At 71.8% G+C, this 20,523-nt stretch carries 18 protein-coding genes and 1 pseudogene; 9 read left to right on the forward strand and 10 right to left on the reverse strand.

What is annotated here, in order from left to right; genetic code table 11:
- Window positions 1-162: 162 nt before the first annotated feature.
- Together AB0B33_RS02000 and AB0B33_RS02005 are read right to left on the reverse strand one after the other, a co-directional pair.
- On the reverse strand, window positions 163-1,824 hold the full coding sequence (locus AB0B33_RS02000) for an LCP family protein (RefSeq protein WP_360765627.1): 1,662 nt from the start codon (window positions 1,822-1,824) through the stop codon (window positions 163-165).
- Between the two features lie 143 nt (window positions 1,825-1,967).
- On the reverse strand, window positions 1,968-4,118 hold the full coding sequence (locus tag AB0B33_RS02005; RefSeq protein WP_360765629.1) for a phospholipase: 2,151 nt from the start codon (window positions 4,116-4,118) through the stop codon (window positions 1,968-1,970).
- 166 nt (window positions 4,119-4,284) lie between these two features.
- Between AB0B33_RS02005 and AB0B33_RS02010 the strand changes: the two genes are divergently transcribed.
- On the forward strand, window positions 4,285-5,196 hold the full coding sequence (locus tag AB0B33_RS02010) for a hypothetical protein (RefSeq protein WP_360765632.1): 912 nt from the start codon (window positions 4,285-4,287) through the stop codon (window positions 5,194-5,196).
- On the opposite strand, the gene AB0B33_RS02015 is transcribed toward AB0B33_RS02010, so the two are convergent.
- Window positions 5,174-6,388 carry a GGDEF domain-containing protein gene (locus AB0B33_RS02015; RefSeq protein ID WP_247019296.1) on the reverse strand — a complete coding sequence of 405 codons (1,215 nt, stop codon included), beginning with the start codon at window positions 6,386-6,388 and terminating at the stop codon, window positions 5,174-5,176. The genes AB0B33_RS02010 and AB0B33_RS02015 overlap by 23 nt on opposite strands.
- A 546-nt stretch (window positions 6,389-6,934) precedes the next feature.
- Complete coding sequence (locus AB0B33_RS02020; RefSeq protein ID WP_360765635.1) at window positions 6,935-8,149, reverse strand: MFS transporter; 1,215 nt, start codon at window positions 8,147-8,149, stop codon at window positions 6,935-6,937.
- 384 nt (window positions 8,150-8,533) lie between these two features.
- Between AB0B33_RS02020 and AB0B33_RS02025 the strand changes: the two genes are divergently transcribed.
- Window positions 8,534-9,433: an SDR family oxidoreductase gene (locus AB0B33_RS02025; protein WP_360765638.1), complete on the forward strand. Its 900-nt coding sequence runs from the start codon at window positions 8,534-8,536 to the stop codon at window positions 9,431-9,433.
- 103 nt (window positions 9,434-9,536) lie between these two features.
- On the opposite strand, the gene AB0B33_RS02030 is transcribed toward AB0B33_RS02025, so the two are convergent.
- Complete coding sequence (locus tag AB0B33_RS02030) at window positions 9,537-11,393, reverse strand: AMP-binding protein (protein WP_360765641.1); 1,857 nt, start codon at window positions 11,391-11,393, stop codon at window positions 9,537-9,539.
- 196 nt (window positions 11,394-11,589) lie between these two features.
- Here AB0B33_RS02030 and AB0B33_RS02035 point away from each other — a divergent pair, with 196 nt between their 5' ends.
- The 5 genes from AB0B33_RS02035 to AB0B33_RS02055 all read left to right on the forward strand — a co-directional run bounded on the left by AB0B33_RS02035 (window position 11,590) and on the right by AB0B33_RS02055 (window position 16,708).
- Window positions 11,590-12,246: a transcriptional regulator gene (locus AB0B33_RS02035; RefSeq protein ID WP_247019302.1), complete on the forward strand. Its 657-nt coding sequence runs from the start codon at window positions 11,590-11,592 to the stop codon at window positions 12,244-12,246.
- A 587-nt stretch (window positions 12,247-12,833) separates the two neighbouring features.
- Window positions 12,834-15,338 carry a nitrate- and nitrite sensing domain-containing protein gene (locus AB0B33_RS02040; protein WP_360765644.1) on the forward strand — a complete coding sequence of 835 codons (2,505 nt, stop codon included), beginning with the start codon at window positions 12,834-12,836 and terminating at the stop codon, window positions 15,336-15,338.
- Entirely contained in the window at window positions 15,338-15,757 is a 420-nt protein-coding gene (locus tag AB0B33_RS02045; protein WP_013229428.1) for a roadblock/LC7 domain-containing protein, read from the forward strand. The genes AB0B33_RS02040 and AB0B33_RS02045 overlap by 1 nt, the downstream gene beginning before the upstream one ends.
- On the forward strand, window positions 15,754-16,125 hold the full coding sequence (locus tag AB0B33_RS02050) for a DUF742 domain-containing protein (protein ID WP_155541361.1): 372 nt from the start codon (window positions 15,754-15,756) through the stop codon (window positions 16,123-16,125). The genes AB0B33_RS02045 and AB0B33_RS02050 overlap by 4 nt, the downstream gene beginning before the upstream one ends.
- Complete coding sequence (locus AB0B33_RS02055; RefSeq protein ID WP_247019304.1) at window positions 16,106-16,708, forward strand: ATP/GTP-binding protein; 603 nt, start codon at window positions 16,106-16,108, stop codon at window positions 16,706-16,708. The genes AB0B33_RS02050 and AB0B33_RS02055 overlap by 20 nt, the downstream gene beginning before the upstream one ends.
- A gap of 24 nt (window positions 16,709-16,732) precedes the next feature.
- Here AB0B33_RS02055 and AB0B33_RS02060 read toward each other — a convergent pair whose 3' ends face one another.
- The gene (locus AB0B33_RS02060) at window positions 16,733-17,170 is read right to left on the reverse strand and encodes a DoxX family protein (RefSeq protein ID WP_247019305.1); all 438 of its coding nucleotides are present in this window, start codon (window positions 17,168-17,170) and stop codon (window positions 16,733-16,735) included.
- A gap of 115 nt (window positions 17,171-17,285) precedes the next feature.
- Between AB0B33_RS02060 and AB0B33_RS02065 the strand changes: the two genes are divergently transcribed.
- A complete protein-coding gene (locus AB0B33_RS02065; RefSeq protein ID WP_360765649.1) occupies window positions 17,286-17,753 on the forward strand; it encodes an NUDIX domain-containing protein in 468 nt (155 codons plus the stop codon).
- On the opposite strand, the gene AB0B33_RS02070 is transcribed toward AB0B33_RS02065, so the two are convergent.
- Both AB0B33_RS02070 and AB0B33_RS02075 read right to left on the reverse strand, forming a co-directional pair.
- The gene (locus AB0B33_RS02070) at window positions 17,739-18,386 is read right to left on the reverse strand and encodes an HAD family hydrolase (RefSeq protein WP_247019307.1); all 648 of its coding nucleotides are present in this window, start codon (window positions 18,384-18,386) and stop codon (window positions 17,739-17,741) included. The genes AB0B33_RS02065 and AB0B33_RS02070 overlap by 15 nt on opposite strands.
- 28 nt (window positions 18,387-18,414) lie before the next feature.
- Window positions 18,415-18,872, reverse strand: a pseudogene (locus AB0B33_RS02075) (macro domain-containing protein).
- 30 nt (window positions 18,873-18,902) lie between these two features.
- On the opposite strand from AB0B33_RS02075, the gene AB0B33_RS02080 reads away from it, so the two are divergent.
- Entirely contained in the window at window positions 18,903-19,028 is a 126-nt protein-coding gene (locus AB0B33_RS02080) for a hypothetical protein (protein WP_360765653.1), read from the forward strand.
- Here AB0B33_RS02080 and AB0B33_RS02085 read toward each other — a convergent pair.
- Window positions 19,025-19,816, reverse strand: coding sequence for an alpha/beta hydrolase (locus AB0B33_RS02085; protein WP_360765656.1), 792 nt, complete (start codon window positions 19,814-19,816; stop codon window positions 19,025-19,027). The genes AB0B33_RS02080 and AB0B33_RS02085 overlap by 4 nt on opposite strands.
- Window positions 19,813-20,457: a DUF998 domain-containing protein gene (locus tag AB0B33_RS02090; RefSeq protein WP_360765659.1), complete on the reverse strand. Its 645-nt coding sequence runs from the start codon at window positions 20,455-20,457 to the stop codon at window positions 19,813-19,815. Before AB0B33_RS02090 ends, AB0B33_RS02085 begins: the two co-directional genes overlap by 4 nt.
- Window positions 20,458-20,523: the final 66 nt, after the last annotated feature.

Genomic DNA, 20,523 nt, shown 5'->3' on the forward strand with positions numbered 1-20,523 from the left:
CCGTACGGTTGTGACAACTTTCCCGTGCAGGTGCACCCTCACGTGTATGTAAGTGCGCAGGAGCCCGACCCTTACGCGAATTCGCGCATGTCTTTGATACCGATTGCGCGAGTTAGGCCGAACGGGTTAACGCCGGCTCGCTCACCGGCGCATTCCCGGGGGTCAGTTGACGCAGGGAACGCCCTCGGCCGTGATCGGCTTCTCCGCGTCGGCGGGCGGCGCGGCGGCCTGGGACGGCGCGCTCGAGGAAGCACCGGCACCGGCGCCCGAGTTCGCGTCGGAGGTGGCGCCCTGGAAGTCGGCGCCGAGGAAGACCAGCACGTGACCGGCCTGGACGCTCTTGTCCTCCTGGATCGTCGGCGAGCCGCCCAGGGCGTCCGCGACGGCCTGGCCCTTGTCCTTGCCGCCCTTCGGCACCCAGATGACCGTCGTCTTGCGCGAGGTCGCGTTCGCCGTGTCGCCGGAGGTGAAGCCCTTGCCTTCGAGGGTCTTGGCGACGCTCGCGGCCAGGCCGGTCTTGCCGGAGGCGTTGCGGACGTCGACCGTGGTCGCCTTGTTGGCTGGGTCGGCCTGCGGCGCGGGCGGCTGCGACGTCTGGCCGGGCTGCGGTCCGGCGAGGCTCTGCACGAACTGCTTGACCTCGGTGGGGTCGACCTGGATGGCGACGCCGTCCTCGGGGGTCCGGTACTCGACGTTCTTCACCGGGATGGTCCGGAACTCGAGCTGGCCGCCGGTCAGGCCCTTCATCTGCTGGGCGAACCCGAAGATGTCCCAGTTCTGGTTGAGCACGACCGACTTCTTGATGGCGTCGATCAGGTCGTTGAGCTTGCCGGGGTTGGTCAGCGTGCCCGCCGAGAGCACCTTGCGGGCCATGCCGGCCATGAACACCTGCTGCCGGACGACCCGGTCGAGGTCGCCGTTGGGCAGGCCGTGGCGCTGGCGGACGAACTCGAGCGCCTCGACGCCGGAGATCGTGTGCTGGCCCTTGCTGAAGTTCGCCCCGGAGTACTGGTCCTTGACGTTGTCGTTCAGGCAGACGTCGACGCCGCCGATGGCCTTGGTGATGTCGCTGAAACCGAGCAGGTTGACCGCGGCGTAGTTGTCGATGGTCGACCCGGTGAGCTTCTCGATCGTCTGGATCAGCTCCTTCGCCCCGGCCTGGTTGGCCTTGACGTCGAGCTCCTTCGGGTCGGTGACGCCTTGCTTCTGCAGGTCCTTGCGGGCCGCGAGCATCGCGCGGGCGTACGCCGAGTTGATCTTGTGCTTGCCGTAGCCGGGGATGTCGACGTAGGAGTCGCGCGGCAGGGACATCGCGACGGCCTTGCTGCCGTCGTTCGGGATGTGCACGAAGATGAGCGAGTCGGTGTTGAGCTCGCCGTCGGACTCGCCGGCGCGCAGCTCGTCGAGCACCTCGCGCGGCAGGGGGTTGCCCTGGGCGTCGGTGCGGCTGTCCAGGCCGACCAGCAGGATGTCGCGGGCGCCGTCGGCCGGCTTGTCGCCGCCGGCGTCGTCGCTGATCACGTTCGCGTAGTTCAGCCCGTTGACCAGGCCCTGCATGGCCGCCCACGCGTACCCGGTCAGGCCCATCACCAGCAGCGAGACGACGGCCAGCGCGATCTTCGCGCCGCGGAAGGAGTTGCGTCGGCCCCGCGCGACCGGGCGCGGCTGGGGGCGGCGCGGCGCGGGAGCGGGACGGCGGGCGTCCACGGGCTCGCGGCGGGGCGCCGGGCGGCGGGACGGCGGTGGGGTGCGCCGGCCCGGCTCGTCCTGCCAGGGCCGGGCGGGGCGGCGGTCGCCTTGCCCGTTCCGCGGCGGGTGATCCACGCGGGCGACTCCTCACTGCTTCGATCGGTGGTCCTGGGGTTGGGACGCATGGTGCCTGCCCCGGGTTGCCGTAGCGTTACACATCCCCCCGCGAATGTGTCATGCACCACCCAGTTTCCCGCAGGACCGGCGCTTTCGCCTGGTCAGGAAGCCGCACCCGCCGGACGTCCGGCCGGCAGCAGCGTGCCGGCCGCGGCGAGCAGGGCGAACGCCGCCGTCACGGCGTGCAGGGTGACGCCGAGGAATCCGGGCGTGCCGCCGTCCGCGGCGAACAGCAGCGAGGGCGCGCAGGCCAGCGCCGTGGCCAGCCAGGTGCCGGTCGCCGCGCCCGCGCCGATCCGGATCGTGTGCAGCAGGAAGACCCCGAGGAGCAGGTGCACCAGGCTCTGGATCGGGTCGAGCCGCAGGCCGAGCAGGTCGGCGTCGGCGGCCACCCCGCCGAACCGGGTCAGCGCGAAGCCGAACACGCCGAGCATCGCGTAGCCGATGCCGAGCACGGCCGCGGCCCTCGTGAGCACCGCCGTCCGGCGGCCGGGGAGCTCGGCCGCGCGAGGTGCCCGTGCACCGTGGCTGTGCCGCTCGAACCACCAGAAGACCACGGTCGCGGGCACCGCGAGCAGCCCGACCGCGACCAGCGTCCGCGGCCGGATCAGCCAGCTCAGGCCGTCGGCGATCCGCCCCGGCAGGTAGACGACGGCGACGAGCAGCAGCATCGCGGCGAGGAACGCCAGGTAGAGGCTCATCGGCGCGCGCAGGACGAACCGGCAGGCGGTGGCGACGCCGGGACGGCGGCCGAGGCGCGCCAGCGGGCCGGCGAGGAGCCCGAGCAGGCTCAGCTGGACCAGGCCGAGCAGCAGCACGCCCCACGGCGGCGCCGACAACGCCGCCGGGGCGCCCGGGCTGCCGAGCAGGACAGGTGGTCCGGCCCGCAGGACGCTCGCCACGACGAGGCCCGCCACCCCGGTCGCGGCGGCCGCGGCGAGCAGCCGTCGTGCCGGGCGTACGCCGTCGGCGTGGGCGAAGGCGAGCTGCTGGGCGAGGAGCGCGAGAGCGAACGTCGCCGCGTAGCGGGGCAGCGGCGAACCCACGGCGTCCGCGAGCACCTCGCCGCCGACGACCAGCGCGAGCAGGACGGCGGCCGCGCTCACCGGCGCCCGGCGGTGCAGGGCCAGCAGCGCGGGCGCGCAGACGATCGTCAGCAGGTAGACCCCGAGCAGCCAGAGCGGGTGCAGCGCGATCCGCATGACCGTGGCCGTCGTGCCGGCCGGGATGCCCAGCAGTTCGAGCGCGAGCGGGGTCAGCAGCGCGACGACGGCGAAGATCAGCGCCGGGCGCAGCAGCGGGCTGGCTCGTTCGGCCAGGAAGTGGCGGTAGCCGCCGCCGGCTTCCTGCTCGGCGCGCCAGCCGGCGGCGTTGGCGTGGCCGCCGGCGAAGAAGATCAACGGGGTGAGCTGGGTGAGCCAGGTGAGCGGCCACCACGCCGTCTCGGCGGCGCCCGCCCAGTGCGCGAGCGCCGTCACGGACTCGCCGAGGAGCAGCAGGACGACCCCGCCGGCGCCGAGCAGCGCCCACCGGCTGACGTCGGCGGGGGTGGCGGTGGCCGGCTGCCGTGGTTCGCGGCGGGTCCGCAGCCAGCCGCGCAGCCGGAACACCAGCAGGCAGGCGATCACGAGCACGCCGGCGACCATCGGCCCGATCGGGTCGCCGACCGGCGGGCCCCAGCGCTGGTGCCACGAGTTGACGACCAGGCCCGCCGAGTAGAACGACGCGACCACCCGGCAGGTGAGCGCGGAGTTCATCGGGTTGAGGTCGCAGGCGTGGTGCATGTCGTAGGAGAGCCGGTCGTCGAGCGCCTCCCGGACCTCCGGGCCGAGCGGGTGGCCCTTGCGGTCGGCGTAGCGCAGCAGGTCGTAGCCGAGGTCGTGCGCCTTGCACGGCACGGCGTAGTCCCACTTGGTGTTGTCGTCGCCCCACGGCGTCGAGCAGCCGCCGTCGACGTGGACCGCGCGGACGGTCCCGTCGCGCGCCGGCAGCGCGCCCGGGGTGACGCCGCTGAGCGCGGTGAAGTCCTTCGGCAGCAGGGCCAGCGCGTCGGGGTGCGGACCGGGGTGCACGAGCGCCTCGACGGCGTTCTGCGCGGCGAGCACGTCTCCGGTCGGCGGCCCCTGGTCGGGCGGCGACGGCGGGCGCGAGGCGATCAGCCCGAACGCGAAGACGACCAGCAGCACCAGCAGCAACCACCCGGACGTCGACCAGGGTCGGCGGCGGCGCGGCGGCTCGGGGGCGGCTGGCATGGGTCCAGGGTGCCAGCCCGCCGGCGGGGCCGACATGGGGACAACCCCAGTGCCGCGGCGCGGGTTTCCCCTAAGCTGCCCGATCGGCCGCCCGATCTCCTCTTCCCCGCGCGCACCCGGGTCGGTGACGCTGTCCCCGGGGGTGCGGTGACCAGGAGGGCGTGCGGTGAGCTCGACCGATCCCGGAGTACCGGTGGAGAACGCGGTCCGCGCCTTGCGCCGGCTGGCCCCCGGCGCGCTGGTGCGCCGGCCGCGGAGCCCGGAGCTGCGCGCGCTGGCGCGGGCGTTGCGGTCGCTCGCACCGCGCGAGCTGGCCCGGACGTGCCCGGACGCGGTGGCGCGGGTGGTGCTGGCCGGGCAGCTCGATGCGCTCGGCCGGGCGATGACGGGGTGGTACGGCTCGGCGGGCCCGGAGGCGGCTCGGCTGGTGCGGGCGGCGCGGTACAGCCGGCGGTTCGGGCGGGCCGGGCCGCTGCGGGAGCGGTTGCGGGCCGAGCCGGGCCTGCGCACGGCGGCGCTGGGGTGGGCCGAAGCGAGCGGCTGCCGGTTGTTGGTGGACGAGCTGCTGGGGGCGCCGCTGGTGCCGGGGGTGGAGGACGGACGGCGGGCGGCGGAGCTGGCGGTGGCTGCTGTGCTGCCGCAGGTGGAGCTGCGTGACCTGGGGCCAGGCGGCCCGGTGCCGGGCAGAGTGGCCGGCGGCGGTGACCGGGCCGGTGCCGGGCTCGAAGTGCGGGCGCTGCACCTCGGTGAACTCGGCTTCCGCGTCGACATCGAGGCCGATCCCCCCGTCGACCTCGCTCGCGACGACGGCGGCCTGACCCTGCGCGCCCTCTGGTGGAACGGGCTCGGCCGCGTCGCCGACGACCTCGGCCACGAGTACCTCCTGCTCGCCAAGGACCCGGCCGGGACCGGAACCGTCCGGCACTGGTGTCACCCGCGGCCCGCGGCCGGGGCCCGGGTGCTGCGGCTCGAGTCCGGCGGCTACCGCGGTGAGCTGCTGCGGCTCGATCCCTCCGCCGCCCGGACCTGCGCCGACGTCCTCGTCAAGCTCGAGCTCACGGTGCGGCTGGCGGCGTGAGCGTGTCCGGGGCGAAGCAGACCTGGTCGCGGCCGTTCTCCTTGGCCAGGTAGACCGCCGCGTCCGCGGACTGGAGGAGGCGCTCCAGGGTGTCGCCGTGGCGGGGGTGGCGGGCCACACCGATCGAAGTGGTCCGGTCCGCGATCGTCGCCGGGTCGCCGCGCTTGTCCGTGGTCACGATGTGCAACTTGGCAATCGCGACGCGTATCCGTTCGGCCGCGTCCCAGGTGGCTTCTTCGTCGATGTCCGGGAGCAGAATGAGGAATTCCTCACCGCCGAAACGGCCGACCAAGTCGCTCGGTCTCGTCACTTCGTCCAGCGTTTGCGCAACGGTGCGGAGCACGTCGTCGCCCGCCGGATGTCCATAGGTGTCGTTAATCCACTTGAAGTGGTCGAGATCGACCATCAGGAGCGCCAGCTGATCACTCGATCGAGCGGTCCGTTCCAGTGCCCGCTCCGCTGACTCCGACCAGCCGCGCATGTTGAGAATGCCCGTTTTCGGGTCGGTCCGGACGTCGTTCTGGAGCTGGTCGAGTTCCGCGAGCCGATTGAAGACCACGGTGGCGACCGCCATCACCACGACCATCGGCGGGACGACGGCGAGCAGAATCGCGGTCACCGCGCCGAGGCCGACGGTGATCGCTTCGAGCATGTTGTCGGCCGGGCTGCCCAGGACGTTACGCAGGGTCGGCTCGGAGGACATGCCGAGCGCGAGTGCCCCGCCGACGTAGACGATCTGGATCGCCTCGTAGATCGCGGCGGTGACGACGATGGCGCCGAACTCGGCGAGGAAGTCGTCCCAGCCGGTGCCCAGGAAATGGGGGCCGAGCGCGGTGTAGGTGAGGTGCGCGAGCACCGCCGCGAGACCGTGCGTGATCGACGAGAAAATGAAGTTGTGGGCCGGGCGGCGGGCGATGAACCAATGCTGGAGCCGGACGACGAAGATGACGAGCAACGTCAGCGGAACCGGGAGGATCATCGCCGCGGAAAAAGTCCACACGGCGGTGAGGTCGATCAGCACCGTCTTTTTGCGGTTGCGGCGCCGTTCTTCCTGCCGCTGGGTCAGCTGAATGTGCACCGTCGCGCCTGCCGCGAGGATTCCGAAATTCAGCCAATCGCGGGAAACGAGCGCCTGTGAATAGGCGAGCGAAACCGCGAGAACGGCGATGGCCAATCCCTCGCTGCCCAGCATGAACGCGATGACGCGGGGACGTCGCCGCCAGAGCGCCCAGTTCCGCGGCGAGTACGGGTGGTCGCGCCGGACCGTCCCGGGTGGACCACCGGGCGTGGTCGGCTGGTCCGGCTGTTCGTGCGGCGACGTCGGCCGCGGCCGGTCGCCGCCGGCCGGTTCGCCGCCGCCGGTCGCGGCGTCGTCTGGTCCGGGATGCAATTGGTCACCTCCTTTCCAGCCTACTTCGGGTGTTGAGTAATCTCATCGGTACCTGCCAGAGTGTTCACACATTCCGTCGGCGGGTACCATCCCACTGCAACGGAACTGCCGAGTCCTCGGTGGAACTGCCGGGAACGCGGACCAAAAGCATCTTCAGGCTCCCCACACGGAGGTGGCACCGTTGACCAACCGCGATCTCTGATGCGCCGTCGAATTGTCCTCCCCGATTACCCAGAGAGGTGGCGACCATGCGCAACCGCGACCTGTGACCGCCTGAATACCATTCATGATCTTGACCGCACGGAGAGGTGGCTCCCGATGGCCAACCGTGACCTCTGAACCCCCGGCTCATGACGGCCGCGGTTCCCGTTCGGCACCGCCGACCCGGCGCCAGGCGAACCCGACCGGCACGGCCAGCAGCAGTCCCACCGCACCGGCGAGCGCGATCGTCGCGTTCGCGGAGCCGAGCCACTGGGCGACCAGCCCGCCGATGCCGACGCCCACACCCTGGGCGACGCGCAGCCCGGTCCGGTACAGCCCGCCGGCGCTGCCCCGGATGTCGTTGGGCACCCACGTGATGAACGTGGCGGACACCGTGATGACGTACGCGCCGGTCGCACCGGCCAGCGCGAGCAGGACCAGCGCGAGCGCCAGGTTCGGGTGCAGCGCGAACGCCGCGAGCGCGGCCAGCGGCAACGCGGCCAGCACACCCAGCAGCTTGCGGCGGTGCTCGGTGGAGACGAACCGCGACAGCAGGAACGTCCCCAGCACGAACCCCAGCGGATCGGCGGCCAGCAGCCAGCCGACCGCCTGGTCACCCGCGCCCAGCTGAGCGGCGAGCGGCGCGGCGAGGCCCTCCGGGATCACCGCCAGGCCGACCAGCCAGGACAGGTAGAGCAGCACCCGCAGCCGTTCGTCGCCGAAAACCTGCCTCACGGCGCCGAACCACGGGGCGTTCCCGTTCCCCGCGGCCGGGCGCCGCAGCATCATCAGCCGCACCACGGCGGCGGCGACCAGTAACGTCAGCGCGTCGATCGCCAGCGCCCACGACGTTCCGATGCCGGTGACCAGCAGCCCGCCCGCGGCGAGGCCGGCCAGCATGGCCGTGTTGTTCGTGATCCCGCGCAGGTCCTGGCTCTGCAGGTAGACGTCGTCGTCGGCGAAGATCTCCCGGCCGAGCGCGTTCTGCGCCGCGTTGCACGGCGCGTTCGCCAGCCGCGCGAGGACGAACAGGACGAACAGCCAGGCCATCGGCATCCCGGGCACGGCCATCAGCCCGATCAGCACGGCCTGCGCGAGCGAGCCGGTCGCCAGCACCGCCCGGCGGGGGAACCGGTCGGCGAGCTGGGAGAGGCCGAGCCCGCCGGCGAGCGCGGGCAGGAACGTCAGCGAGTAGACGACGGCCGACAGCAGCGGCGAGCCGGTCCGGTCGAAGATCAGGATGGCGAGGGCGACGATGGTCAGCTGGTCGCCGAGCATCGACTGGGTTTCGGCGAACCACAGCGCGCGGAACTCGCGGTTGGCCAGGACGGCCCGCAGCCGCGGCGTCGCGCGCGTCGTCACCTCGTAACCACCGTCCCCCGATCGAGTGAATATGGACCGTCCGCATTGTGCCTCGCCAGTGACGGCCCCGTCCGGGGGAGTCACCGCTGACCTCCCGGAAGCACGAACAGTATGGCGCCGATTACGCGCCGATGTCCTCGGAACGGGCGGCACTCACCCCGTCGAGGGGCGATCGGGTCACACACCCGAAGAGGCGGCGGACGGTGGCTGTGACCGGCCCGCGGGTACCTCCGGACTGATCGAACCGGATTCGCTCGGCGCAGGGCGGCCGCCGCTCGTCGTCGGGGCGCTGCCCCGCTGGGCCGGATGGGCCAAGACTGGACCCAGAGCCGGCCGGGGTGGACGGGACGCGCGCCGCCGGCGCCGCAGAGCGGGGAGTGGACGATGGACGGGTTGATGCAGGGCAAGGCGGTCGTGGTGACCGGCGCCGGGCGGGGCCTCGGCGAGGCGTTCGCGGTGCACGTGGCCCGCGCGGGCGGCGCGGTGGTGGTCAACGACGTCGACGCCGAGCTCGCCGAGCGCACGGCGGAGAACATCCGGACGCACGGCGGCCGGGCCGTCGCCAGCGGGCACAGCGTGGCCGACGCGGGGCAGGCCCAGGAGATCGTGGACCTCTGCGTCAAGGAGTTCGGCGGGATCGACGGGCTGGTCAACAACGCCGGGCTGAACTACGAGGCCCTGCCCTGGGAGGACGACGCCGAGCAGGCGCGCGAGCTCGTCGCCGTCAACGTCATGGGCGTGGTGAACACCGGGCTGGCCGCGATCAAGGCGATGGTCGGCGCGGGCACCGGCGGCTCGATCGTCAACATCTCGTCGGGCGCCTCGCTCGGGCAGCGCAAGCTCGGCGTGTACGCGGCGAGCAAGGGCGCGGTCGCGTCGCTGACCTACTCCTGGGCGCTCGACCTCGAGGAGCACGACATCCGCGTGAACGCCGTCTGCCCGCTCGCGCACACGCGCATGGTGTGGAAGTCCGAGCGCTCCCTGCGCGCGTGCCCACCGGACCGCACGCCGGCGCGGATCGCCCCGGTCGTGCTGTTCCTGCTCGGCGACGGCTCGCACGGCATCACCGGCCAGATGATCCGGTGCAACGGCCCGCAGCTGCACGTCATGGGCCAGCCGTTCCTCAAGCAGCCGATCCTCGAGCGGCCGGTGTGGGACACCGAGACGGTGCAGAAGGCGTTCGACGAGGTGTTCTCCGCCCACTTGGAGAACTACGGCCTGGAGAAGCGCGTCCCGCCGAGGCTGCGCAAGTGGACGGAGTCAACCTCACCCCGCACCGCCTGAGGTCCGCACTTTCACGTGAAAGTGCGGACCTGGGGCTCGCACTTTCACGTGAAAGTGCGAGCCCTGGGGGCGGAGCTTTCGTAGGGAAAGTGCGGCGGGGTGGTCAGGAGCCGGCGGCCGGCTCCGGGTCGCGGGTTGCCGCGTACAGGGCCTCGATGTTCGTCGAGTAGCGGTCGTTGATGACCCGGCGCTTGAGCTTGAGCGTCGGGGTCAGCTCGCCCGACTCGGGCGTCCACGCCTTCGGGAGCACGTGGTAGCGCTTGATCTGCTCGATCCGCGCCAGCCGGCTGTTCGCCGACTCGACCGCGCGCTCCAGTTCCGCGCGGACCGCCGGGTGCGAAGCCAGCTCCTCCGGCGTCGCCTCGACGCCGTTGGCCGCGGCCCAGCCGGGGGCGATTTCGTCGTCGAGGACGATCAGGGCCGTCACGTACGGGCGGTCGTCGCCGATCGCGACCGCCTGGCCGATCAGCGGGTGCTCCTTGAGCAGGCCCTCGATCCTCGTCGGCGCGATGTTCTTGCCGCTCGAGGTGATGATCAGTTCCTTCTTGCGGTCGGTGATCGTCACGAAGCCGTCTTCGTCGATCGTGCCGATGTCGCCGGTCGCGTACCAGCCGTCCGCGTCGGTGGCGTCGGCGATCGTGCCGTCCTCCTGCAGGTAGCCGAGGAAGACGATCGGGCCGCGGACCAGCAGCTCGCCGTCGTCGGCGACCTTCACCTCGACGCCGTCGAGGGGCTTGCCCACCGAACCCGCGCGGAAGTCCGTGCTCGAGTTCGACGTCGCCGCGCCGGTGGTCTCCGACAGGCCCCAGACCTCGCAGATCTCGACGCCGAGGCCGGCCAGGAAGTAGATGATCTCCACCGGCAGGGCGGCCGCGCCGCTCGAGGCGACCAGGAGCTTGTCGAGGCCGAGCAGGCCGCGGACCGGCGCCAGGGCGGCTTCGTCGGTCTGGCGGATCTTCTCCGCGAGCTCGGCCGGCACCTCCTGGCCGGCGCTGCGCAGCTTGTAGCCCTGCTGCAGCAGCTCGTTCGCCTGCAGCAGCGCCGTGCGCCGGTCTTCGGGAACGCTGCCGAGCATGTTCTTGAGGCCGGCGACCATCTTCTCCCACACGCGCGGGACGCCGAAGAAGCTCTGCGGGTGCACCTGGCCGAGCGCGCCGGCGACCGCGGTCGGGTCGGCGAGGGTGTGCACGTGGCCGGCCCACACGATCGGCAGGTACACCGACAGCTCGCGCTCGGCGATGTGCGCGAGCGGCAGGTACGCGATGTTCGTCGCGTGCATCGGCGGGTGGTGCAGCTCGGTGACCGCGTACGCCTGGTGGATCGCGTTGCGGTGCGAGAGCACGACGCCCTTCGGGTCGCCGGTGGTGCCCGAGGTGTAGATCATCGACAGCGGGTCGTCCGGCTTGATGTCCTGCCACGACCGCTCGAACGCGTCGGGGTCGGCGGCAAGCGCTTCCCGGCCCCAGCTCCGGAGGTCGGCGAGGGAGACGAACCGGCCGTCGCCTTCGGGGATCGCGGTTTCGTCCATCACGACGATGCGGCGCAGCGCCGGGAGGTCGTCGAGCACCGGGCGCCAGCGCGCCAGCTCGGTCTCGCCGCCGAGCACGACGACCGGGGCCGCGCTGTGCCGCGCGACGAACCGGATCTGGTCCGGGCTGAGCGTGGCGTAGGCGGTGCACGGGATCGAGGACAGGTGCGTCGCGGCGAGGTCGGCGATGATGTGGTCGGGACAGCCGGGCGCCATGATCAGCATGCGGTCACCCGCGGCGAGCCCGAGCCCGGCGAGGCCGCGGGACACCTCCGCGATCGCCGTGCGGAATTCCAGCCAGCTCAGCGTCGGCCGGCCTTCGAGGTCGAGCGAAGTGATCGCCGGCAGGTCCGGGTAGTCGACCGCGTTGCGGTGCAACAGCCGCGGGATCGTCTGGCCTTCGGTCTGCTCGGCGACGGACGGGGTGGTCAACGCTGGCCTCCTCGGTGCTCCGGATGGCCACACTGTAGGGGCTCCCGGCCGAGGTGGATAGAGAATCGCGGCCAGGTCAACCGTCGCCGTCGAACCGGACATCCCGGTCAGCCGCCCACCACCGTCCACTGTGTACACGGGCGCCCGCGCGCCGGCCGCGCTTCAATGGAGGTACCACGGACTCCAGGGGGAAGCGATGACGCGGTCGGCTCGTGAGCTGCTTGACCGGATCCAGGCCGAACTCGCGCCGCGCGACGGCGACAACCGGCTGGTCCCGCTGATCACCGCCGGCCGGGCGCCGCGCGAGGTGTTCGCCGCGCTCGCCGCCGAAGAAAAGCTGATCACGGCCAGCGACTGGCGGAGCTTCCACGCGCTCGCCGCCCGCGCGGACGAGCCGAACGCGCGCGCCTTCTTCGGTGGTCTGGCGCCGGGGGAGCAGCAGGCGAACGGGATGCTGGACGCGTTGCTCGCGGCGACCGGCCCGGACCACGGGAAGGAACTGCCGCGCGCGGGCTGCCAGGCGTACCCGGCGTACGTGGCGTGGCTCGCGCTGAACGGCGAGTCGGCGGCCGCCGTGGCCGGGATCTTCGCGAACTTCGCCGCCTTCGGCCGGTACTGCCGGGACGTCGCCGCCGCGATGCGCGCGCACTACGGCTTCACCGCCACCGAATGCGCGTTCTTCGACTTTTTCGCTGCGGACGTCCCCGAAATCGAAGAACAAGCGCTCGCGGCCGTCCAGGCCGGCCTCGACGCGCGGCGGCTCGACAGGGCCGAGGCGCATCGCTACGCGCGGCTCTTCCAGAGTTACGAACTGCTCTTCTGGAACACCCTCGCCGACGAGTTCCCGGCCTGACCGCCCGCGGAACCGGTACCGGCGCCACGGGCCGTGTCCGCGCGGACGCGCATGCGGAATGGCAGGAATTCCGGTGTGCGGCCCGGGGAATCCGTGGCGGTCTTCGCGAATGCCGCGCATTTCCGCTTTCCGGAAGCCGTCCGGCCCGGACGAAGTGGCGGCGGACGGCCGGCTTCGCGAACCCGTGACGTTTCTCACCGAACCATCCGGCGCTGTCGTACGTAGCGGCCCCGGCGCGGGACGGGGGCCGGACCGCAACCGGTACCAGCGTGCATCCCTGCGGTGAAACGGAAGTCGACCTGGGACGAACGTCACGACTTTCGGTGGTGGACTTTCCAAGAGCAGGCAGCAAGTGTGGACGGGTCACCGTGCCAAGATCACGTTCGCGCCACGGACTTGACGCGCCCTGAGCGGCTGCATACCGTCGTCGCGGGCGAAGCAGACCACGGTGATGTTGATCCGGCTGGTCGGAATCCGGGTGTTGACCGCCTCGGGCGACCCGAAACCATGTACTGCCGGAAGGAAAACGGACCCAGGTGAAGCAGATTTCTCTTCGACGCAACCGGGGATCCTCGATTCGGAAGCGCGTGCTCACGATCGCGCTCATCCCCAGTGTGGCCTTGTTGCTGGTCGGCGTGGCCCTCGCGGGCTACCTCATCTACGACGCGGTGACCGCACGCGACTACACCACGCGCATCCGCAATTCGGAAGCTCCGGCGATCCCGTTCTTCGCCGCGCTCCAGCAGGAGCGCCAGGCGACGCTGAGCCTCCTCGCCGGCCAGGGCAACCAGCGGGCCGTGCTCGCGGCCGTCCGCCCGAAGGTCGACTCGACCGCCGCGAAGGAGATCGAGAACCTCCGGGACAACTTCGCGGACTACGACGACACCCCGCCGAGCGTCCAGAAGAACATCGCCACGTTCTTCGGGGTCTTCCAGCAGCTGCCGCAGACGCGCCAGGCGGTCGACAGCGGGCAGATCCAGATCAGCCAGGCGTTCGCCTTCTACAACAAGATGCTCGACCAGTTCACCGACGGCGTCGCCGGGCTGGCGCAGAAGGCCCGCGGCGCGCAGAACGCGTTCGACCGGCTGACCGCCATCCCGCTGTTCACCGCGGCCGACGCGATGCAGCGCAGTGACGCGCTCGCCGCCGCCGGGCTCGCCGCGGGCGGGCTGACGAACGACGACTTCCGCGCCTACGTCGGCCAGGTCGGTGCCTACCACGCCCAGCTCGACGCGTCGGCGCCGAAGATGATCCCCGAGGTCAAGGCCAAGTACGACCAGCTGCTGGCCAGCCAGCCGTGGCAGACCGTGACCCAGGTGGAAACCGCTTTCCTGCGCGGTGACCTGACGAAGCTGCCGGTCGCGCAGGACCAGTGGCGCACCGCCGCCCGCCAGGTCGGCGACGCGCTGATGGGCATCTTCGTCGCGCAGAGCTCGAACGCGAGCCAGGCCGCCATCGAGGACGCCGACTCGACGTTCACCGAGTCGCTGATCGCCGGTGTGATCGCCGTCCTGTTCGCGGTCTTCGTGGTCTTCGTCGCCGTCCGGCTGTCGAACCGGCTCATCGGCCGGCTGCACCGGCTGCGCGAGGACACCCTCGACGCGGCGGAGGTCCGGCTGCCCGAGCTGGTCGCCCGGGTCCAGGCGGGCGAGCCCGTCGACCTCGAAGAGGGCGGGCACTTCCTCGACCACGGCACCGACGAGATCGGCCAGGTCGCCGACGCGTTCAACAAGGCGCAGCAGACCGCCATCGCGGCCGCCATCGACGAGGCGAAGATCAAGGAGGGCACCAAGGCGGTGTTCCTCAACATCGCCCACCGCAGCCAGGTCATCGTGCACCGCCAGCTCAAGGTGCTCGACCAGGCCGAGCGCAAGCAGGAGGACCCGGAGCAGCTGGACACCCTGTTCCAGCTGGACCACCTCTCCACCCGCGCCCGCCGCAACGCCGAGAACCTGATCATCCTCGGCGGCGGGCAGCCGGGCCGGCAGTGGCGCAACCCGGTCGGGCTGGCCGAGCTGGTCCGCGGCGCGTCCGCCGAGACCGAGGACTTCGCGCGGGTCAAGACGGCGGCGCTGCCGCAGATCGCCATCCGCGGCCCGGTCGTCGGCGACCTCGTGCACCTGCTCGCCGAGCTGATCGACAACGCGACGTCGTTCTCGCCGCCGCAGTCGCGGGTCGAGATCCGCGGCAACGTGGTCGGCAAGGGCGTCGTGATCGAGGTCGAGGACCAGGGCCTCGGGCTCGAGCCGGACCAGACCGAAGAGATCAACACGATGCTGGCCAGCCCGCCGGACTTCGGCATCATGGCGCTGTCCGACGAGCCGCGCCTCGGCCTGTTCGTGGTCGCGCGGCTGGCCGCCCGCCACGGCATCCAGGTGCACCTGCGCGAGTCCGCTTACGGCGGCACCCGGGCCATCGTCCTGGTGCGCACCGACCTGCTGGCCCCGCTCGCCGAGTCCGAGCCGGAGCAGCCGATCACCCCGCCGAAGCCGGAGCTCGTCCCGAACCCGGTCGAGCCCGAGCAGGGCAACGACGAGGTCGCGCCGCTCAAGCGCCCGCAGCGCCGCCCGGCCCGGCACCGCACCGAACCGCCCATGCCGACCCAGCCGGCGCCGGTCTTGCAGCCGCCGTCGGCGCCGACCCCGGTGGCGGCGCCGTCCGCGCCGCCGTCCGCGCCGACGCCGGTCCCGGTCGCGTCCGTCCCGGAGCCGGTGAGCCAGCCGACCCAGGCGCAGCCGGTGGCCCCGCTCCGCCCGCCGTCCCCGCCGAACCGGACCTCGCGCCCGGCCCGCCCGGCCGCGCAGCAGCCGGCGTGGCCGCCGCAGGAACCGCGCCCCGCGGTGCCCGAAGGACGGCCGCAGCAGCCGCGCCGCCCGGAGGCGCCCGGCCGCCCGCCGCTGCCCCAACGGCGACGCCAGCAGAGCCTCGTGCCGCAGTTGCGGGAAGATAAGCCCGCACAGGAACGCGAAGAGGTGCGGCTGGACTCCCCGGAGGCCGCCCGCAGCAGGCTGTCCGCGTTCCAGCAGGGCACCCGCCGGGCCCGTGACGAAGAGTTTCCCGAGAACGACGACACGTACGGAGAGCGCGAGTAATGGTCAACTCAGGCGCCCACGAGCTCGACTGGCTGCTCGACGACCTCGTAAAACGGGTCGCCGGGGCGGACCGGGCGGTGGTCCTGTCCTCGGACGGCCTGCTCATCGGGCGATCGGGAAACCTCTCCGAGGAGGACGCCGAACACCTGTCCGCGGTGGCTTCGGCGTTCCAGAGCCTCGCGCGCGGGACCGGACGGCACTTCGGCGGCGGCAACGTCCGGCAGACGATGGTCGAGATGGACCACGCGTTCCTCTTCGTGACCGCGGCCGGGCGGGGTGCCTGCCTGGCCCTGCTCGCGCGTGAAGACGCGGACATGGGCCTCGTCGCGTACGAGATGAACCTGATGGTGAAGCGCGTCGGCCAGGTGCTCACCTCGGCCCCGCGGACCGGTGCCGGCGTCCTGCCCACGTCGCCATGAGCGGACGGCACGAAGCCTGGTTCGACGACGAGGCCGGCCCCCTGGTCCGGTCGTACGCGGTCACGGGCGGCCGCACGCGGTCGGACACGCTCGGGCTCGACCTCATCACGCTCGTCGTCGCCCTGCGCACCGCGCACGAAGCGGGCATGCTCGAACCGGAGTACGCGCGGATCATCGCCCTGTGCCAGCGGCCGGTCTCGGTGGCCGAGGTGGCCGCCCGGGTCGACCTCCCGCTGCCCGTGGTCAAGGTGATGCTCAGCGACCTCATCGAGCAGAACCTGGTGCTGTTCCGTACCGCGGCACCGGCTCAGGAATCCCCCAACCGACACGTATTGCAGGCGGTCCTTGATGGCATCCGGAAACTCTGACCCCCGGCGGAACCTGACCGCGACCGCGGTCAAGGTACTCATCGCCGGCGGGTTCGGGGTCGGCAAGACCACGATGGTCGGCTCGGTGAGCGAAGTGCCGCCACTGCGGACCGAGGAGGTCATCACCACCGCCTCCGAAGGCGTCGACGACCTGTCGGGCGTCGAGCAGAAGACCACGACGACGGTCGCGCTCGACTTCGGCCGCATCACGATCAACCCGGACCTGATCCTTTACCTGTTCGGTACGCCGGGGCAGGACCGGTTCTGGTTCATGTGGGACGAGCTGGCCGAGGGCGCGCTCGGCGCCGTCGTCCTGGCCGACACCCGCAGGCTGGACAGCTGCTTCGCGGCCGTGGACTTCTTCGAGCGCCGCAACCTGCCGTTCGTCGTCGGCGTGAACTGCTTCGACGGCGCGTACCGCTACGGCACCGAGGAGGTCCGGCAGGCACTCGACGTCGGCATGGACGTCCCGCTGCTGCTGTGCGACGCCCGGGACCGGGAGTCGACCAAGCAGGTGCTGACCAGCCTGATGGAACACGTGATGGCGCGGTCCGATCTGGCAGCCGCCCAGGGTGGCTACTGACCGGACCGCGCTCGGTGCGCCGGTTCAGCGACGGCGCTTGACGAGCGTGTCCACGGCGAAGCGGCCCGGGCCGATCGCGGCGAACAGCAGGAAGACCCACGCGTACACCGCGGCCGGCTCGCCCATGTTCTGCAGCGGCAGCAGGCCCATCGGGGCGTGCACGGTGAAGTAGGCGTAGGCCATCACGCCGGAGAGCAGGATCGCGGCGGGCCTGCTGGCGAGCCCGACGAGGAGCAGCAGCGCGCCGGCGAGCTCGAAGACGCTGCCCCACCAGCCGGGGAACGAGCCGAACGGGACGCCGCCGCCCTGGCCGTCGACGCCACCGAAGAAGCCGAATCCCTGCAAGCCGTGGAAGCCGAACAGGAACGAGATCACGATCCGGCTCGCGCCGATGACGATGCCGGTGACCTGCGTCTTCGGGGTGGCGGTGGACTGGGTTTCGCGGGCGATGGTGGTGGTCATTTCGGGGTTCCTTCCCTGGGTTGCTTCCGTGCCTTCTGCCTACGCGTCGAGCGGGTCACCACCGGATCGACAACCCCGGCGGATTTTTTTCCGGGGGTTTCGGCAGACTGGGCCGATGGCGGGCAAACGCAGTGCCGGGCTCCTGCTCCACCGCGGGCGGGGCGAGGCCGTCGAAGTGCTCCTCGGGCACATGGGCGGGCCGTTCTGGGCGAAGAAGGACGCGGCGGCGTGGTCGCTGCCGAAGGGCGAGCTGGAGCCGGACGAAGAGCCGGAGGCCGCGGCGCGGCGTGAGTTCGCCGAAGAGCTGGGCCTCCCGGCCCCGGACGGCGAGTACGTCCCGCTGGGCGAGGTGAAGCAGTCGGGCGGCAAGGTCGTCACGGCGTGGGCGGTGGCCGGCGACCTCGACCCGGCGCTGGTGGTGCCGGGGACGTTCACCATGGAGTGGCCGCCGCGCTCGGGCCGTCAGCAGGAGTTCCCCGAGGTGGACCGGGTCGAGTGGTTCTCGGTGGCGGCGGCGCGCGAGAAGCTGCTGAAGGGCCAGCTGCCGTTCCTGGACCGGCTGCTGGAGTTAGTGCGCGAGTAGGGCGTCCAGCGGTTTGGCGGTGAAGGACGGCAGCACGACGTCGGCCTGCCCGAAGTCGAGGCTTTCGGTGATGGCGTTCGGCACGGCGACGCAGGTCAGCCCGGCGGCCTTGGCGGCGGTGACACCGTGCGGGGTGTCCTCGAAGGCGATGGTCTGCGCCGCGGTCGTTCCGAGGGCGTCCAGCGCGGCGAGGTAGAGGTCGGGATCGGGCTTGGCCTTGTGCCGGTCCCCGGTGAGGACGGCGTCGAAGTGGTGGGCGATGCCGAGCCGGTCGAGGTGCGGGTTGACCCAGCCCCCGGACGAGCTGGAGGCGACGGCGAGCTTGAGGCCCCTTTCGTGCGCGGCCGCGAGGTAGGTCTCGACGCCTTCGCGGGCGCCGAGGGTCTCGAGGAGCTCGTAGACCCGGGCCTTGGTCCGGGGGCGCAGCGCGTCGACGTCGATGCCGGGCACGTGCTCGGCGAGCAGCGCGAACATGGCGGGCGTGGTGTGCTGGGTCCCGATGACGGCGTACCAGGCTTCCAGGGGGAGCTCGGTGCCGTGCTCGAGGAAGACCTCCTGCCACGCCTGGAGAACGGCGGACTCGGTGTCGGCGAGCGTGCCGTCGAAGTCGAAGACCAGGGCGCGGGTGGGCACGGGTGAACCCTGCCCGGTCGGTGATCGTTCAGGCAAGGGGGTTGTGACGAGCCTCGAAGGCCCGCATCGCGTGTTCGCCGCGGAGGGCGAAGACGACCTCCTCGATCCCGCCGGGGTCGGCCTGGCTGACGGTGGCGAGCGCGATCTCGGCGGCCGAGCCGAGGGGCCAGCGGTAGATGCCGGTGGAGATGGCCGGGAAGGCGACGGTCCTGGCGCCCAGCTCCTTCGCGACTTTCAGGGCGTTGCGGTGGCAGTCGGCGAGCAGCCCGGACCGGTCTTCGGTGGCCGACCAGACGGGACCGACGGTGTGCACGACCCACTCGGCCGGCAGGTTCCCCGCGGTGGTGGCGACGGCTTGGCCGGTCTTCAGCCCTTTCCCGTAGTGCCCGGCCCGCAGCTCCCGGCACGCGGCGAGGAGTTGGCGGCGTTGACGACGACGTCCACCTCGAGGGCGGCGATGTCGGCGTCCAGGATCCGGATGCGCATGGGGTGGATCCTCCCGGACAGAATGGGTTCGTGCTGCTGAATTCCCTCGCCGAGCCGGCCACCGAGGAGTACTCCGCGAGTTGCCCTTCGGCGCGGAGTACGTTCCTCGCCGATCCGAGTCCCGGCTTCGTGGCGTGGAGCGCGATCGCTCCCTAGCCCAGGAAGAACTTCGTCAGCACCGGGGCCAGTGCCGTCGCCTTCACGATGTGCGTCTGGCCCGGCAGGGTCGCGTACTCCGCCGACGGCAGCACCCTCGCCAGCGACGACACCCCGTGCCGCATCCACTCGGGGCTGCGGTCGCCGTCGATCGTCAGCGTCGGGATCGTCACCTCCGGCCACGACGGCGTCAGGGGCTCGCCCGACTGGCGGTCGCCCACCACTGCCGTGTCGTACGGGATCGTGTGGGCCACCTTCTTCAGCTTCGGCCAGAACGGCATCACGCGCATCATCGCCACCGTCGCGCGGCCCAGGCCGACGCCCTCGGTCATGAACATCTTGACCGCCTTGCCGCGCTTGCCTTCGGCGAGAGCCGCGTCGAGGCGGGCCGGGTAGTCGGCCGGGACGCGGGGGCGGGTGGCGTCCACCACGAACGGGGGTTCGTACAGCGCCAGCTTCGGGACCGGCAGGGTGCGAGCCGCTTCGAGGGCCAGTGCCGCGCCCGACGAGATGCCGAACAGGAACGCTTCGCCGCCCGCTTCCTTCAGCAGGGCCTCGATGTCCTCGACCTCGCGCTCGATCGCGTACGGGCCCGTGTCGGTGCTTTCGCCCCGGCCGCGGCGGTCGTACGTGTACACCGTGAAGCGCGCGGAGAGCTCCTTCGCCAGCGCGTCGTTCGGGGACGAGCCGCGGTAGCACATCGCGCCGTCGACCAGCACGAGCGCGGGGCCGGTGCCGGAGCGCGTGTACGCGATCTTGGTGCCGTCGGCGGAAATCGTCGTGGTCATCGGGACTCTCCTCGCGGCAGCAGGTGGGCGGACGTCGTGGCGAGCCAGGCCCAGGCGAGCACCACGGCCGCCCAGAAACCGAGGGTGACGGCCGGGCTCGCCGAGCCGGACGCTACGCCGCCGAAGCCTACGAGGAACAGCAGGCCGGTGATCCGCGAGTACCACGCCCGTGCGGGCGGCAGGTGCGAGCCGATCGCGAAGCACGCGGCGACCAGCGCGGCGAAACCGACGCCGCCGCAGGCGAAGTGCAGGACGCCGTGCCAGCTCACCGACGACGGCGGGCCGGCCGGCGTGCCCAGCGGGAAGCCGTCCTGCGGGTCGGCGCGGAAGACGCCGGCGCAGAGCAGGCTGACGCCGTACACCGCCAGCAGTCTCGGCCCCCACCTCCCGGGCAGGACGCGCCGGAGGCCCGCCGCGGCCGCGAGGGTGAGGAGGCCGGTGACGAGGAAGTTCGCGACCTGGACGAAGCCGAGCGAGCCGTTGGCCAGGATGCTCGCCGGGTGCCGCGTGAAGTCGAAGCCGGCGCGCGTCAGGCCCTGGAGCACGCCGGTGCCGACGAAGACCGGTCCGGCGAGGATTCCGCAGGTCAGCAGTGTGCGGGTGGGTGTGGAGACGCGGGTGGGAAGCGTGGTCGTGGTCATGCGGACAGCCTGACAGCCGATCATTCGAACTGTCAAGACAAAAAAAGTTGTCGGCGACACCGGTTC

It is taken from the genome of Amycolatopsis sp. NPDC049159 (assembly GCF_040648295.1).
GTDB lineage: Bacteria > Actinomycetota > Actinomycetes > Mycobacteriales > Pseudonocardiaceae > Amycolatopsis > Amycolatopsis pretoriensis_A.

Excerpts from the sequence above, each read along its gene's own strand:
- AB0B33_RS02060 (WP_247019305.1), bottom strand. The coding sequence starts at position 17,170 with ATGACCACCACCATCGCCCGCGAAACCCAGTCCACCGCCACCCCGAAG.
- AB0B33_RS02050 (WP_155541361.1), top strand. The coding sequence starts at position 15,754 with ATGAGCGGACGGCACGAAGCCTGGTTCGACGACGAGGCCGGCCCCCTG.
- AB0B33_RS02090 (WP_360765659.1), bottom strand. The coding sequence starts at position 20,457 with ATGACCACGACCACGCTTCCCACCCGCGTCTCCACACCCACCCGCACA.
- AB0B33_RS02025 (WP_360765638.1), top strand. The coding sequence starts at position 8,534 with ATGGACGGGTTGATGCAGGGCAAGGCGGTCGTGGTGACCGGCGCCGGG.
- AB0B33_RS02045 (WP_013229428.1), top strand. The coding sequence starts at position 15,338 with ATGGTCAACTCAGGCGCCCACGAGCTCGACTGGCTGCTCGACGACCTC.
- AB0B33_RS02085 (WP_360765656.1), bottom strand. The coding sequence starts at position 19,816 with ATGACCACGACGATTTCCGCCGACGGCACCAAGATCGCGTACACGCGC.
- AB0B33_RS02065 (WP_360765649.1), top strand. The coding sequence starts at position 17,286 with ATGGCGGGCAAACGCAGTGCCGGGCTCCTGCTCCACCGCGGGCGGGGC.
- AB0B33_RS02035 (WP_247019302.1), top strand. The coding sequence starts at position 11,590 with ATGACGCGGTCGGCTCGTGAGCTGCTTGACCGGATCCAGGCCGAACTC.
- AB0B33_RS02055 (WP_247019304.1), top strand. The coding sequence starts at position 16,106 with ATGGCATCCGGAAACTCTGACCCCCGGCGGAACCTGACCGCGACCGCG.
- AB0B33_RS02015 (WP_247019296.1), bottom strand. The coding sequence starts at position 6,388 with ATGCTGGGCAGCGAGGGATTGGCCATCGCCGTTCTCGCGGTTTCGCTC.
- AB0B33_RS02005 (WP_360765629.1), bottom strand. The coding sequence starts at position 4,118 with ATGCCAGCCGCCCCCGAGCCGCCGCGCCGCCGCCGACCCTGGTCGACG.